The organism is Hyalangium versicolor (assembly GCF_020103695.1).
In the GTDB taxonomy this organism is placed as follows: Bacteria; Myxococcota; Myxococcia; order Myxococcales; family Myxococcaceae; genus Hyalangium; species Hyalangium versicolor.
Genome location: NZ_JAHXBF010000006.1, coordinates 23543 through 38624, shown reverse-complemented (window position 1 = coordinate 38624; position 15082 = coordinate 23543). Strand labels below are relative to the sequence as shown.

Below are 15082 nucleotides of genomic sequence, written 5' to 3'. Positions count from 1 at the left end.
CCTCCTAGGCCGCCCTCGCCACAGCGGGCGGGAGCTGGATGATGAACTCACTGCCACGACCGGGTTCGCTCACGACCTGGAGTGTACCGCCATGGCGCTGCACGCGCGTGGCCACAATGGACAGCCCCAGCCCGGTCCCTTGCTTCTTCGTGGTGAACAGCGGCTCGAAGATGCGCGGCAGCACGTCCGGGGGGATGCCGCCCCCGTCGTCCACCACGCGCACCCGCAGGGGCTCGGGGCCACCTCCGTCGGCCCGCACCACCACCTCCCCGCTCCGCCCCAACGGGATGGCCTCCACCGCGTTCTGCACCAGGTTGATCAGCACCTGCCGGAACTGCTCCCGATCCAGCACCGGCACCGGCAGCGTCTCCGGCACCTGGTTGAGCACCCGCACGCCCTCACGCGGAGGCACCACGCCCATGGCCTCGTCCACCAGCGGCCGCAGCGGGCACGGCTGGAGGCTGAGCGCCCGCTCCCGCGCGAAGTCCAACAGGTCCGAGATGATGCGCGCACAGTTGTTCAGCTCCCGGTCCATCAACGCCAGGAACTGAGGCACGCGCGCATCCGTCGCCGCCTCCTCCGGCTTCGCCAGGCGCTTGGAGAGATAGGCGTGCGCGTTGCGCACGGCGGCCAGCGGGTTGCGCAGTTCGTGCCCCACGCCCGCCGCCAGCTGCCCCACCGCCGCCAGCTTCTCCACGCGGATGAGGTGCTCATGGGTGTCCCGCAGCTCGGTCAGCGCCTTGTCCAGCTCGCGAGACTTCTCCTGCTCGCGCTCGGAGGCCAGCTCCGCCGCCGCCCGGCGCTCGGCCATCTCGCGCATCTCCCGCCGAGCCCCGAAGCACGAGAACAGCAGCACCAGATCGATGGCGAAGACCCAGAAGACATGCTCCAGCAGGCGCCACCACTCCGGATCCGGCGTGCCGTAAACGGACTCGGGCCAGAACAGGCCGCGCAGCGAGTGGTCCACCACCACCACGCACGTGGCGCTCAGCAGCACCGGCCAGTCCCGGTAGAAGGCCAGGAAGGCCAGCGAGCCGAACACGTGGAAGTGTGTCTCGATGCGGCCCCCCGTCAGGTGGATGAGCAGCGCGGACCAGAGCATCTGGGAAATCGCCACCACGTGGCGGGTGAGCGCGGTGCCGCTCCGCAGCCACACCAGCGCGAAGGGAAAGAGGCTGAGCGCGCCACCGAGGAACACCGCCGCCTGCACGTGCACGTGCACCGAGCGAACCTTGCCCTCCCACCCGTACGGGGAGAAGAGCAACGCGACCGCGATGGCCACCACCCACTGCCCCATCATCAGCCGGGCAAAGAGCCGATCCACCCGCCGCCACACCTCATCCTGGTGCTGAGCCAGGAGCCGGGCGGCACGCTCCTCGAACTCCGCGGGCGTGCCCTCCTCTACCAGTGTCTGGCTCATGGTGACGCCACCGCCTCGCGAGGCGCGGCGGGGCTCTCCAGCGCGCAGCCGTACACCGGATGCCGCCCCTCCTCCTCCTCGCGGCCCTGCAGCAAGGCCTCCACCGTGTCACGCCCGGCGTTGTCTCCCGCATGCCCGCGCGAACGGGTAATCCCTCCGCTGAAGCGCAGCCGTCCCTCTCCATCGAAGACCAGCACGTGCCCGGAGGTGGTGGCGCCCAACCGCCGAGCCTCCGCGCCCCCCACGTCCTCGAGCACGGTGACGCCCGGAATGGAGGCCGCGCGCTCCCACAATTCGCCCTGCACCCAGCGATTGGACTCGCCCTCGGGACGGTGGAAAAGGACATAGGCGTCCACGCGCCCACCAGCCCTCGCCATCACCGTCGCCAGCTCCCCCAGGCTCGCGCGAGAGCAGGGGCAGCGCGGATGCACCAGCATCACGAGCAGCGAACGGCCCGGCGTGGGGTGCAGCAGGCTGTCCGCGGGCCAGCGCGCGGGCGCTTCGTGGAACTCACCCGGCGTGGCGGCGTAACGGGCCAACGCCGCCATCCCTCCGAGCACCGCGGCCAGCCACAACACTCCGGCCACAACGAGCAGCGTGCTCCCGCGCCCCGCTGGAAGCCTGCCCTTCATCTCACATCACTCGCTTCCAGGCCCCCAGCTCCGACGAGAGCGAGCTCATCACCCGCTTGAGCCGGGCCGACTCCGCCGCCCGCTGGACGATCTCCACCAGACGTGCGGGCTCGTACGGCTTGATGAGCAGGTAGTAGAGCCCCTGCGCCTCGTACTTGTCCCGCTTCTCCAGATACTCGGCGTGCCCGGTGACGAGCACGCCCGACAGGTGCGGCTGCTTCGCCGTCGCCTCGCGCAGTAGTTGGATGCCGTTCTGCCCCGGCATGTTGAAGTCGGTGCACACCACATCGACGGTGTTGCGCTCCAGCAGGCGCAGGGCCGCCGCCGCATCCTGCGCCGTCAGCACCCGGAAATCTTCGGACAGCACGGCAGCAGCGGTGATGAGCACCGGGTGCTCGTCATCGACCACCAGGACTGTGAGCCTCTCCTTCATGGTGTCGATTGCCTCGCGGTTACCCAAAAAGATGTAAGTTCATGTGAGAGAACCGACCGGACTGCCCGGGAGTCCCCCGCGACTCTTGTTGCTACAGGCTAACGCGATTGGATCGCCATCACTGTCCTAACGCCCCACTTGAGGTTGGACAGGCGACACAGGCAGAGGGGTAAGTGCTGCCCGGAAGGCCATCCTGGGTGCGGCAGCATCCGGAAGTGAACGCTCGGGTACCTCGCTCGCTGATAGGTTCGGGGGCGCATTGGGGGTTTCCTGGATGGACGTCGAGGTTCGCTTTGCCCGCACGGAGGATGAGCGCGAAGCCATCTACCGGCTGAGGTACGCGACCTACGTCGAGGAGATGCACCTCTACCAGGGCCAGGCGGATCACTCCCTGCACTGGCTCAAGGACGAGGACGACGGCACGGCGCACCAGTTGTACGCGGAGGTCCAGAGCGAGGTGGTGGGGGCGCTCCGGGTGCAATTGGGCCGGGAGCGAGCCATCCCCGAGTCCCTCACCGAGCGCTTCGCGCTGGAGCGCTTCCTGCCGCTGGTGCCGCTAGAGCAACTGTCCGTGGTGGGGCGCTTCATGGTGCGCCGGGACATGCGCGGCACCACCGTGCCCTACCGGCTCATTCACGAGGTCACCCGCTTCCTGATCGACGAGGGGCTGGAGCTGGCCTTCTGCGACTGCCAGCCGCACCTTCTCAACCTCTATATGTCGCTGGGCTTCCGGCCCTACCTGGGCACGTTCGATCACCCGGAGTTCGGGGTGATGGTGCCGTTGGTGATGGTGCTGCGGGATCGCGAGCACATGGAGTGGGTGGGCTCGCCGCTGCGGACGCTGCTGCCCATGGATGGGCGCTCGGAGGTGCCCGCGCGCGTGGCGCCGCTGCTGGAGGCGGCTCGGGACGTGCTGAGCCAGGAGCTCACGGATCCGGAGCACTACTGGCGGCAGGTGCACGAGCTGATGGGCCCGGTGCGTCCCCCCGTCTTCGCCGGGCTCTCCGAGCAGGAATTGCAGGCGGTGCTGGCCAGCAGCCACGTCATCCAGTGCGCTCCGGGGGACTACCTCATCCGGCGAGGGCAGGTGGCGCGCACCGTCTTCGTGGTGCTCTCCGGCTCGCTGGAGGTGCGCGATGGGGAGCGCGTGGTGGCCACGCCCACCGCGGGCGAGGTGCTCGGGGAGGTGGCCTTCCTGCTGTCCTCGTCACGCATCAGCGACGTGTGCGCCACCGGCTCGGGGGCACGCGTGCTGTGCCTGAGCGAGAAGTCGCTCCGCGCGCTGATCGACTCCAGCTCGCGCGCGGCGGCACTGCTGCTGCTCAACCTCTCGCGGGCCCTGGCCCACAAGCTGGTGCAGCGCGCCGACAGCCCGAAGTGAGCAGCCGCCGGCGTGCCCGGGACGAACCTAGTGGTGCGCGCGCACCCCGTCCGCGTAGTGCTGCAACTGGTGACGCGCCGCCTCGAAGGCATCATTCACGGCCAGATACGGATCCTCGTGCGTCTGCCGCTCGGCGTGCTCCTTGCCGACGCTGATGTCCTTGCCGGGCACGTGGAGGTCCACGCGGACATGGAACAGCTTGCCCTGCCGATGGTGCTTGTGCGGCTGCTCCACCACCACATGGCAGCCCACGATGCGATCGAAGAACTGCTCCAACTTCTCCGCCTGGTCCCGGATGTGCTCGGACATGGCCTCGCTCGGATCCATACCCCGGTAGGTGATCTGCAGCGGTCGGTTCATCTGACGCCTCGGCTGTGGCCCCGTGGGCCGGTTCACCCTCTCTCAATTGCATTCCCAGGGCCAACGATTCCCCAACGAATTCAAGAAGATGCGGCCCCCGGGCACGCACGCTTTGCGAGCATTCCGCCACGGTGCGCAGCGGTTGCGCCGCACCTTGCAACAGCTCACGGCGCGTGCGTCCCGCCTCACTGCCTGTGACTCGGGCGGCCAGGCAGCCAGGGAGGCCGTCCGAGTGCCTACCTTGTGCGTCGGGAGCCCTTTCCGGCTCCGAGGAGGCCACATGATCCGGTTCGGGCCCGCTGGGTGGACGTACAGGGACTGGGAGGGGGTGGTGTACCCGAAGCCCCGGCCCAAGGAGTTCGACCCGCTGGTGGCGATGGCGACGCTGTTCGACACCGTCGAGCTCAACACGTCCTTCTACGCGCCCATCACCCCGAAGAACGCGCACCTGTGGCTGGACCGCACGGAGTTCAACCCGGACTTCCGCTTCACGGCGAAGCTGTGGAAGCGCTTCACGCACGAGCGCTCCGAGCCGTGGACGGCGGAGGACGTGCGGTGGGCGCGCGTGGGGCTGGGAGTGCTGCAACAGGCGGGGCGGCTGGGCGCGGTGCTGGTGCAGTTCCCCTGGTCCTTCCGCAACGAGCCGGCGAACCGGGACCACGTGGACGCCATCGTCTCGGCGTTCGAGGGCTTCCCGCTGGTGCTGGAGGTGCGGCACGCCTCGTGGAACGAGCCCTCGTACTACGCGGAGTTGGTGGAGCGGGGGCTGGGCTTCGTGAACATCGACCAGCCGCTGTTCAAGGACTCGATTGCCCCGAGCGCCCGGGCCACGGCGGCGGTGGGCTACGTGCGCGTGCACGGGCGCAATTACAAGGAGTGGTTCCGCCACAAGTCGCCCATCGATCGGTATGACTACCTGTACTCGGCGAAGGAGCTGGAGCCGTGGGCGGAGCGGACGAAGGAGGTCGCCGCGCACGCGCGAGTGGAGGACGTGTACGTCATCACCAACAACCACGCGCGAGGCAAGGGAGTCACCAATGCCCTCATGCTGAAGGCGATGGTGACGGGCCAGAAGGTGGAAGCCCCCGAGACGCTGCTACGCGAATACGCCCGGGTGCTGGAGCCCTACGCGCGCCCCATGGACCTGACCGCGGCCACACTCGAGCACCAGGACACGCTCCTCTAGAGTTTGCCCTGGGGGCTGGGCCTTACGCGGAGGCCGTCACACATCACGTCGAACATCCGGCGACGCGAGCGGCTGTCGCCTCCCATGCGCTGCACCGCCGTGAAGACGCCGCCCACCAGCGCGACGATCTCGGAAGCCTCGATGTCCTCTCGGACGGCACCGGCCTCCTGGGCCCGGGTGAGCAGCGCGTCCACGGCACGCCGGAACTCCCGGGAGAGTTCGGGCGGAGCAGCCGCCACCTTCACACCGCCCTGGGCCAGGGTATCGATGAGGTTCTTCTTCGCCGTCCCCTGCTCGACGAGCCGTTCCAGGAAGTCGAAGAAGGCCTGCCCCGGATCCGCGGCCTCCATCAGGGAGCGCGCGTCCTCGATGAGCGCCTCCATGTGACTCAATACGGCCGCCTGGAACAGGGACTCCTTGGTGGGGAAGTGGCGGTACACCGTGCCCACCCCCACCCCGGCCTCCTTCGCGATGTCGTCCATCCCCACCGCGAGCCCCTTGGACGCGAACAGCTCGCGCGCCACCTCCAGCACCCGATCCCGGTTGCGCCGCGCATCCGCACGCAGCGCGTCCGCGCTGTCTTGGGCGCTCGGGCTCTGCTTCCGCTCCCGGCGCGGAGCCGACTTGCTCGCGCTCATGGCACACCCCGGCTCATGAGATTGACAACCGGAACCTGGGCTCCGTATATAAACGGAGTCCTGGTTCCGCATAGCTGATGCGAAATCATGAACGCCATTGTAGGCCAAGGAGGGCTCGATGATTCTGGTCACGGGTGCCACGGGCACGGTGGGGCGAGAGCTCGTCAAGCAGCTCGGCGCGAAGGGCGCGAAGGTCCGCGCCATGACGCGACACCCTGAGAAGGTCCGTCCCCCTGTCAGCGGCGAGATCGAGTTCGTCCGGGGCGACTTCGAGGACCGAGCCTCGCTCCTGCGAGCGCTCGAGGGCATCGACACGGTGTTCCTGCTGAGCGCGCCCGGGCCGAAGGTGGCCATTCACGATCTGGCGATGGTGGAGGCAGCGATCCGGAGCCGCGTGAGGAAGATGGTGAAGCTGGCGGGGATGAGCGCCGAGGGATACTCCACCTTCAAGGTAGGGAGCTGGCACCGCCCAGGCGAGGAGGCCCTCCAGACTTCGGGACTGGCGTGGACGCTGCTGCGCCCGTCGAGCTTCGCGTCGAACACGTTGCGGTGGGCCCCGGCGATCCGCGCGGGCAATCCGGTGCCCATCGCCACGGGTGACGGCAAGCAGGGCGTCATCGACCCTCGGGACATCGCCGCGGTGGCCGCCGCGGTCCTCACGTCGAACCAGCACGCGGGCAATGTGTACACCCTCACCGGGCCGGAGCTGCTCAGCGCCAAGGAGCAGTTGGAGGTGCTCTCCCGGGTGCTCAAGCGCCCCCTCAAGGCGGTTGAGCTCACGGTGGAGGCCGCTCGCACCCAGATGATTGCCGCGGGAGTGCCAGAAGCCCAGGCCGATATCGCCGCCGAAGCCAGCGCGTTCGTGCGCGCGGGAGGCTCCGCCATGCTGGCCAATGGCGTCGAGGCGGTGCTCGGCCACAAGCCCCGGCGCTTCGAGGACTGGGCGCGCGACTTCGCCGTGGCCTTTGCCTGAACGCCCTCACCTGGCGGCAGGCCCGGCTGACGCTTCGAGGGCGGTGAGGCGGCTTCTCAGCTCCTCGATGAGCGCTTGCTGCTCCTTGAGGGCCTCCACCAGCACCGCGGTGAGGTGGCCATAATCCACCGTCTTGCGGCCTCCCTCGTCGGTGCGGATGATCTCCGGGAGGGTCCTCTCTACATCCTGGGCGACCATGCCGATCCGGTCGCCGGCGAGCGCGTCACGCCTCCTCTTTCGCTCCGCGCCCCACACGCGCTCGTTCTCCTCCGCCGTGGCCTCGGGTCCAGCGGACACGCTCTCCTCGACGTCACGGGTGACATGCTGGAGCCCCGCTTCGTTCACCTGGTAGTACACACCCTGGAGCTTCTTGACCTTGTCGAGCGCGTGATCGACCGCGCGCACCTGCGCCTTGAATTGCGTGTCCTCCGTCCAGGTGTATGAGCCCGCATAATCGTTCGCCCTGTTCTGGATCTGCTTCCAGCACTTGTCCGCATCCCACCAGAAGAGCAGCTCGCCTTTCACGTGCAGCCCTTTCGAGACGTACACGTACTTGCCGTTCTTGGGATCCATCTGCCCCAGCGAGAGCTGGTCGGACGTGAGGATGCCCGTCACCCCGAGGGGCCCATGCACCCCGAGGGCCCCTTGCACCGAGAGGGGCCCTTGCACAGTCACGGCTGCAGTGCCCCTGGGCTTGAGGATGAGGTCCTGGTCCGCGTTGCTGCCCGTCGCGTAGATGGTGTTGAAGGTGAACCCGATCCCCTGTGACTCGTTGGTGTGCCGGAACTCGATCCCGGTCTTCGTGTCGTTGATGTTCCCGGTGACGTAGAGCGGGCTGGCCACGGGGGCCTTGATGGCCACGGCTCCGTTGAGCGTGGCCTTGCCAGCGATGGTCACCGCGCCGCTGAGCGTGGTCTCGTTCGCGTCGAGATGGATTTGCGGAAGCTGGCTGGAGTTCTTGTCCTGTTGATACGGGCCCATCAGGCTGAGCCTCTGGGCTGGCCGCTTCTCATCGCTGCTGCTCGTGGCGATGACGCAGGGGTTCTCGGGCTTGTTGGAGAACCGCAACTGCCCACCTCCGTCTGGCAACTTCACCAGCAGGCCCTGATCGAGCGTGGCGGGGCCCGTCACCGAGAGCGCGCCGCCGACCGTCACGTCCTGCGTGGTCTTGACCGTCTTCGGCGTCAGATCGGGGTTCCTGATGGTGATCGTCAGCGCGTCGTAGAGAGAGATGGCCTGGTAGCCGCCCGAGGGCTCGTCCTGGCCCGGATCACCCGTCATCGAGGCGACGAGGAACAGCGTCGTATCCGTGGCGAGCCCGGGCAGCGGGCAGAACGTCTCGCTCCCCTGGTAGACCGGCTTGCTGTCACCCTTCCGGTAGACCTCGAAGTAGGTGCCGTTGCTCTCCCACGAGAGCTGAATCTCCGCCCCGTTGTCGAACTCGGTCCTCGGCACCGTCGGCGCCCCCGTCGCGGTCGCGATGAGGTTCTTCAGGTAGAAGGCCGGCGCCACGACGTCGACCGTCGTTGTCAGCTCCTTGTCCGTGAACGTGGAAGGATCGTCGGTCGTCCCGGACGTCTCATAGATGTGCACCTCGCTCGAGCCCGTGAAGGTGGAGACCGGGCCGGACAGACAGAAGACGAGGTTGCCTGGAACATCGTAGTACTTCGGGTCGCGGGCGCTGAAGGTGTAATGAGCCCAGGAGCCCGAGGAGAGCCCCACCTCGGAACCCCGCACCAGCCTGGTGGTCGCTGGCCCCCAATCGCCGGTGTTGATCGCCGAGGAGGGAGCGGACTGGAACAGCGCCCCGGCCTCGGAGTCCGCCCTCACGTAGATGCTGATCTCATTCGTGTATGCCGGCTCCGAGCCCTTCCTCTTCACATAGATCGTGAGCAGGCCCGTCGTCGGCGTGTCCGAGGTGCTCGCCTGCAAGGGCGCTTGCTGGGTCGCGATGAAGTAGTCGAAGAGGGGGGAAGAATCGTCGAGAGTCATGTCGGGGCTCCTCGTGAATCACGCTGTCGGGCTGCGGCGCTCGGCTCAAGTGCCGGGCTTCAGGCGGGTGACGAGCTGCGCGATGCCGTCCCGGAGCGTAGTCGGTTCGGGCGGCAGCTCGGCATGAGTCGAGGCCTTGAGCATGTCGTAGGGCACGGGCTTCTGGTCCTTGTCGAGCTCCCACCAGGACCACTCGCCGCCCTGCTCGGCGGGACGAGGGTAGGTGATCGCTGGCGGCGCGTTCTTCTCGAGTGGCGCTCGGACCGCCGTCAGGATTGGCCCCATGCGGAAGCCGATCTCCAGGCGGGACAGGGGTTCATCCACGAACCGGGGAGGAATCGTGAGCTTCTTGATCGGGAACATGCCCGTCGCGATGTGCACCTCGGCGCGGGGATCGACCAGGAGCGTGACGAAGGCGGACGTGCCTTCCTGGAACGAGAGGTGGAGATAGTTCTGCCCCTTCCCGAGCGGTCCAATCGGCTTCACGTAGTCCTGCTTCAGCGCGGCGTCGGGCGCGGCGACGCTGTTGAAGCTGTCGTGAGCGGCGTCGGCGTAATACCCGAGGGTGCCATCCTGCCGGGTCGCCTGATCGCCCACGCGAAGAGCAAACTTCTGTGACAGGTACCCGGGCGGGCTCTTGTCGAAGGTCGCATCCCAGCCCGTGTCCCGGAACGGCGCTCCCTGGAGCTGCAGTTGCAGGCGCGCACGAACGAGCGCCAGGGGACGGCCGACGAGAGTCGAGAGGTCCTGATCGGCCCGGCCACCGATCGGATCGATGGTCCAGAGCGTCGCGTCGATGGCCCCCAGGAAGGCCCGGAACCCGGCCTCGCTCTGGAAGCGCTGCGCGCCCAGCATCCTGGCGAGGTGGGGGGAGATCTTCTCAAGCTCCTCGATGCCCTTCACATCCCCGTGCGCCGAGGGCGCCCACTCCGCGGTGCGCGTCACGCCATCGCGTCCCACCACCAACCGCATCTCGCCCAGGCTGCGCCCATCCGGCGCATGGACGAGCAGGCTCCCCTCGAGATGATTGGGGATGAGGAAGGCGCAGACCGGGCAGGCGTCGGGCGCCTCCGAGAGGAGCCGGGTGTCATCCGATTTGTCGACGAGCTGCAGGTCGATCCGGCCGCCCTGGATGGGGCGCGGCGGCAGCTCGACCATCGCGTGGACCCGTGGCTTGAGGCTCTTGTCCTTCGCCGGAACCAAGGCCGGATCGACGACGGCGGGGAAGGTCTCGAAGTCGTGGAGGCCGCTGGACGTGTTCGAGGAGATCAACGACAGGACCCGCCCGAAGCGATCGTAGAGCATCAGATCCGAGAAGTAGAACTGCCCTTGGCGGATCCCCTGGAACACGGGGGGCTCTCCATTGGGGATCAGCGGGAGGGAGCTCACCCTCCCGCGAAGGGCGCGAGGCAAGGCATCGCGGCCACCGGTCTGGCCGTCGTCGTGGCCCATCAGCTCGGCGATGCTTCGGGCGTCGCGGCCCACGGCCTCGGAGCGCAGCGGGCGCCGGTGGGCACGCCCATCGCGCAGGGCGAGGCTGTCATGGAAGCCCACGAGCTCCTGCGCGAGGAACTTCCAATGGAAGATCTTCTCGATCTGCTGGGACAGGTCCGCGAGCTTCGACTGCCCGGCTCCGTACTCCTGGAGGAACTTCTTGAGGCGCGAACCGAAGACGAACTGCGCATGCGGACTGAGGAGCGAGATGCCGCCGACCTGCACGGGCTTCTGCGCTTCACCGCTGCCGTTGAAATGGTACTCGGTGCCGTCGAAGGTCCAGGCCCCGCCATCACCGGGGATGGGGAGAAACGCTCCCTTCCACTCGAGGAAGAGCGGCGCCCACGGCTGGCTCCACCCATCCAGGGGCATCGCGGGGAGGACGCAGGAGGCGGGTTGATATGTTCCCGGGGCACGCGCCTTCATGACCCTGGACAGGTCCTCTCCAGACGGGAGCCCCACGGCCGCCGCGAGCGCGGTGGCGTTCGCGACATCGAGGAGGAAGAGCTCGTCGAAGAGCGCCCCCACGAGGTCGGGCAGCGCGGCGAGCCCTGGCAGCACCGGCATCGCGGCTCCGGCCGTGGCCCGCGAGAGGGTCTTCCCGCTGGCCTGGAGCGCCGTCACGAGCTGGGTCGATGTCCGGACCGTGGTTGCCTGTCCCGGATCGGGCGCATAGGGGGGCTCGACGCCCGAGAGGATGACCACCGGGTTCTTCGCGCGGTAATAGCGCGGCGCGGCCACGGCCTTCAGGATCTTGCTGGGGTGGAGCGCCCTGAGCTCCGCGAACGCGAGGATCCCCGCTTGCAGTGCTTCTTCTCGCGTCCTTGCGTTCTCCCAACGGGGCTGCGGCACCTGCGCGAGCAGACCCTTCACATGTCCGAGCTTCTGAACGAGCCCCGCGGCGACGCTTCCTTGCTGGTCGGGATCGAGGTTCTTCTCCAGTTCCTGGAGGAACGGGCCGAACTTGTCGGGATCAATGGGAGGCTCTGGCCGGACGTTGACCTTGTCGCCGAGATACCCCTTCTTGTGCCAGAGCTCGCTGAGCCTCCACTGGAGCGAGAACACCTCTTCGAGCGCCGCGTCGAGCTGGCCCTGGCGGACGTTGAGCTCTTGAAGCCAGGAGGCCTCCTCCGCGGTGAGCTCCGTCGACGCGCCCCCGTCCGATTTCCGGTCCGTGATGGCCCAGCGATAGCCACCGGCGGACTGGGAGAACCACTCCTGCCGGATGCGCTCCTCCAGCAGCGCGTCTCCGTTGATGTCGTTGAGGATGGGCAGGAGATCGTAGTTGAACGCGCGGAGAAGCGCCGAGGTGTCGGGATCCTTCACCTGCTGGCTGACCAGGGCCGAGAAGGCGTCGATGGTGTTGTTGGCGATCGCCACATTCAGGCGGCCGCTCGTGTGGATGTCCTCGATGGGATCGGGCGAAGGAGCCGCCCCCTTGCGGTCCCATGCGAGCTGGAAGACCGCGCCGGAGTAGAGGCTTCGCGTCGCCGCGCCCTCCGCTCCGGCGGCCCGGGTGAAGCCGAGCTTCGCCAGCGTCTCAGCATCCCTGGCCGGATCGGAGTACCAGCCGATGACATAGTAGCTGAGGGTGTCGTGATCGACGCCGTGGAGCTCGTCGTAGAACCCGAACACGCCCTGATGGTGGGGGAAGTACCCCGAGAAGTGAGGATTCGCCGGGGCGATCGCCTGGAGGAACATGCACGTCGCGGCACGCTCCTTCCAGCCGGAGGCCCCGTCGAACGCCACGCCAAGGTTGGCGATCAACAGCGCGGGGTCCCTGGCTGCGGACTTGAAGGACGTGCGATAGGGATCGCCGCTGGCGGCCCACATCCGGACGATCGCCTCGTCGACGAGGTACTCCGAGGAGTGCGCCACGTCACCGCTCTTCACCTGCGCCGTGAACGGGCAATCGCTCTCAAGCACCCACGCTCGGGCCTCTCGCTTCGCGGTGCCCGAGAGCCGGACCACGAGGTAGCGGTTGGGAACAAGCGGAGAGCTCATCGTGCCCGTGATGGAATCCTGCGTGCTCTGGCGCAGCTCCGCGGGGAGTGTCCAGTGCAGGTACACGCCCGGCTTCTGTCCGCCGACGCCGCCATCCAGGGCCACGGGCTCCGGACTGTGGAAATGCTGGAGGCCCATGTAATTGAAGGTCCACCAGCGGAAGCCGTGCTGGCTCTTGACGCCCTCGTTCACGACCAGGGCTTCGCACCTCATCGGCACGACCAGGGCGGGGGCAGTGCTGCTCATGGCTTGCTCCTCGACGGGAACTGGATGGCCTCGGGCGCCTTGATCATCTGGAGCGCGAACTCGGCGGGACCGAATCGGCCGATCGGTCCGGGCGCCGCGGCGGCGAGCGCATGTTCGACCGCCCGCACGAGGCCCGTCTCACTGCCGGGCGAGAGGTCCAACACGCGGCTCTCGGCGCCGCGGGTGTAGGGGGGCTTCTTCTCCGGGGGCTTGGAGAGGGAGAAGGGCTTGCCGATCTGTTGGCCCACCGGGGCATCTCCGGCCTTGGCCGGAGCGATCGGGTTGCGCAGCGTGAGGTTGCCGTCGTCGTCCGTGCCAAAGCGGAACCCCTCTTGCGGTTCGCTGAGCTCGACGGTGCTCGGGATGCCCCAGAACAGGCAGAGGAGCACGCTCGGCGAGAGGTGATGCATGCGCAGGATCCGCAGCATCGTCTTCCCGTCCGGGAGATATGGGCGCACCGCGAGGTGGGGCCAGCCCGAGACCAGCGCCGAGCGGAGCAACAGCCCGCTCATGACACCGCCTTCCTTGGGCGCCGGATCCGAGCCCTGGAGATGCGCGCGCGCGGCCTGGGCGGCCCGGAACGCGGCCTGGTGCAGGACATCGCGCGTCATCCGGTGGAAGAAGGTTTGCCGGCTGGACTCCAGACCCAGGCTGAGCGCGCCATCGAGCGCGGCCTCGATCCAGTTGTTGTCGAGGTAGAAGAAGCGAAGCGACTCGGCCGGCAGCATGCGCTCGTCGGGGACGAGGCTGTTGAAGGGCAAGGGTTCGAGCAGCAGGAGACGGGCGAGCCATTCGGCCACGCCGAGCAGGTCGTCCTTCACCAGGTGCTGGATCTTCTCCTGCACCGCGGGAGTGCCCAGGAAGTCCGCCACGGCGGCCTTCGGATCCCCCTGCGGCGGCGCGCGGTGCGGGGCCTTCGGGGCGATGAGCTTCGCCATCGGGGCGCCGAGCGCCTCGACAAGCTCCGTGCTCAGGACCGAGAGGAGCTCATCCTCCACGCGGGTGTCCGTGCTCAGGCTGTCGATCTGGTCCTTCGAGAGGAAGTACCTGCTCTGGAGTTGATGGAGGAGCTGATCCGTGAACCTGTGCGCCCGCCTGCGGAAGTCGAGCAGCCGCTGACAGAAGACCCGGTCGGAGAGCGCGGCGGAGCGGCCCGCGTTCCAGGCCGCGGCGAGTGACATGTCGAAGACCCCGAAGGCAGGCTGGTACGCGATCGCGGCATCGGCGGTGAGGAACGGCCCGGATTTGACCAGGGGTTGGGTCGAGACCGGCACGAGCGGCCCGCGGTACCAGGCGAAGGTCTGCTCACCCGTTCGCGTGTGGTACTCGAGCGGCGTGAAGCCCAGCTTCACACGCGCCACCATCTCCTTCGCGGCGGCGCTCTCCCCAGGCGCATCCGGCACGGGGAGGCGCAACCAGAGCCTGTCTGGGTCGATCCCTGCCTTCGAACGCTCCGGCGCCACGAGCCCCTGGACGAGGCCTCGGAAGTCGGCGTCGTGATCGGCGAGGCACTGGAACGTGAAGCTCAGGAGGGACACGAGGGCCACGCTCTTGTGCCCGCCGAAGTCAGGGGCTTTGACCAGCAGGTGCTCCAACCCCTCGACGGAGACGAGGTGGACGATGTTCTTGACGGCTGGCACGCCCTTCGGAGGCCTGGCGGGGAAGCGATTGGCGACCACCACGGAGAAGAAGCCGTTGGGGTCCTGCTCCACCGTGGCCTTGTCCGCGAGGTTGGCTTGCCGGCAGTGCGCCAGGAAGCGGAGCTCCTCGAGGCGAGGCACCACCGCCTCGAAGACCTGGACGGAGAGCTCGACGAAGTTGCACGAGGTCTTCTCGTCGATGTCGGCCTCGCGTTTGACGCGGGGCTTCAGGATCGCGCCATCCTCCTTCAAGAACGCTTCGATCGATGACGTCTGGGCCCGGGTGGGGGAGCCTTGACCGTTCAGGATCTCGTCTTCGGTGAGGACGAGCAGCGCCAGCCAGGGCGCCGGACCGTCCTTGGCGCCCGACAATGCCCTCTCCCAGGGGAGCGCCGGCTCCCGCAGGACGACATGAGGCAGCTCCTCTCCGAATCGCCCGCTGGATGCGTTCGGCGGATGCAGGCTGACGGCCTCGGAGCTCTCGAGAGAGAACTGTGGCGCGCAGACGACGATCTCCTGGGAGGCCCCGAGCCCTTCGGTGTTCACCTGCTGGCGGCCCTCGAAGAGGGTGTGCTCCACCGAGACCCGATAGCTGCCCGCAGGGACGGGGACGTCGTTGTCGTAGAAAGCGATGTCTCCGACCGGGATCGGAGTGGGGTCCTTGGCCGTGCTCATGCTCCTCC

At 67.9% G+C, this 15082-nt stretch carries 11 protein-coding genes; 3 read left to right on the top strand and 8 right to left on the bottom strand.

Features of this window, described 5'->3' with window-relative positions; all coding sequences use genetic code 11:
• Positions 1-4 precede the first annotated feature (4 nt).
• From KY501_RS14030 to KY501_RS14020, 3 genes are read right to left on the bottom strand one after another with little or no spacing between them, the layout of a single operon-like run.
• Positions 5-1420 carry a sensor histidine kinase gene (locus KY501_RS14030; protein WP_224363434.1) on the bottom strand — a complete coding sequence of 472 codons (1416 nt, stop codon included), beginning with the start codon at positions 1418-1420 and terminating at the stop codon, positions 5-7.
• Positions 1417-2052 carry a thioredoxin domain-containing protein gene (locus KY501_RS14025; protein ID WP_224363433.1) on the bottom strand — a complete coding sequence of 212 codons (636 nt, stop codon included), beginning with the start codon at positions 2050-2052 and terminating at the stop codon, positions 1417-1419. The genes KY501_RS14030 and KY501_RS14025 overlap by 4 nt, the downstream gene beginning before the upstream one ends.
• A gap of 1 nt (position 2053) precedes the next feature.
• Entirely contained in the window at positions 2054-2485 is a 432-nt protein-coding gene (locus KY501_RS14020; RefSeq protein ID WP_224363432.1) for a response regulator, read from the bottom strand.
• Between the two features lie 274 nt (positions 2486-2759).
• On the opposite strand from KY501_RS14020, the gene KY501_RS14015 reads away from it, so the two are divergent.
• Positions 2760-3866 carry a cyclic nucleotide-binding domain-containing protein gene (locus tag KY501_RS14015; protein WP_224363431.1) on the top strand — a complete coding sequence of 369 codons (1107 nt, stop codon included), beginning with the start codon at positions 2760-2762 and terminating at the stop codon, positions 3864-3866.
• A 27-nt stretch (positions 3867-3893) separates the two neighbouring features.
• Here KY501_RS14015 and KY501_RS14010 read toward each other — a convergent pair whose 3' ends face one another.
• Positions 3894-4226, bottom strand: coding sequence for an HPF/RaiA family ribosome-associated protein (locus KY501_RS14010; protein WP_224363430.1), 333 nt, complete (start codon positions 4224-4226; stop codon positions 3894-3896).
• A gap of 280 nt (positions 4227-4506) precedes the next feature.
• Between KY501_RS14010 and KY501_RS14005 the strand changes: the two genes are divergently transcribed.
• Positions 4507-5412: a DUF72 domain-containing protein gene (locus KY501_RS14005; protein ID WP_224363429.1), complete on the top strand. Its 906-nt coding sequence runs from the start codon at positions 4507-4509 to the stop codon at positions 5410-5412.
• Here the strand turns inward: KY501_RS14005 and KY501_RS14000 are convergent.
• On the bottom strand, positions 5409-6050 hold the full coding sequence (locus tag KY501_RS14000) for a TetR/AcrR family transcriptional regulator (protein WP_224363428.1): 642 nt from the start codon (positions 6048-6050) through the stop codon (positions 5409-5411). The genes KY501_RS14005 and KY501_RS14000 overlap by 4 nt on opposite strands.
• A 118-nt stretch (positions 6051-6168) precedes the next feature.
• Here KY501_RS14000 and KY501_RS13995 point away from each other — a divergent pair, with 118 nt between their 5' ends.
• Positions 6169-7023 (top strand): SDR family oxidoreductase, encoded by an 855-nt coding sequence (locus KY501_RS13995; protein WP_224363427.1) that lies wholly within the window; start codon positions 6169-6171, stop codon positions 7021-7023.
• A 6-nt stretch (positions 7024-7029) separates the two neighbouring features.
• Here KY501_RS13995 and KY501_RS13990 read toward each other — a convergent pair whose 3' ends face one another.
• Genes KY501_RS13990 through KY501_RS13980 form a run of 3 tightly spaced genes read right to left on the bottom strand, consistent with a single transcriptional unit; the run spans position 7030 to position 15074 of the window.
• On the bottom strand, positions 7030-9015 hold the full coding sequence (locus KY501_RS13990; RefSeq protein ID WP_224363426.1) for a tail fiber domain-containing protein: 1986 nt from the start codon (positions 9013-9015) through the stop codon (positions 7030-7032).
• Between the two features lie 45 nt (positions 9016-9060).
• Complete coding sequence (locus tag KY501_RS13985; protein WP_224363425.1) at positions 9061-12759, bottom strand: hypothetical protein; 3699 nt, start codon at positions 12757-12759, stop codon at positions 9061-9063.
• On the bottom strand, positions 12756-15074 hold the full coding sequence (locus KY501_RS13980) for a hypothetical protein (RefSeq protein ID WP_224363424.1): 2319 nt from the start codon (positions 15072-15074) through the stop codon (positions 12756-12758). The genes KY501_RS13985 and KY501_RS13980 overlap by 4 nt, the downstream gene beginning before the upstream one ends.
• Positions 15075-15082: the final 8 nt, after the last annotated feature.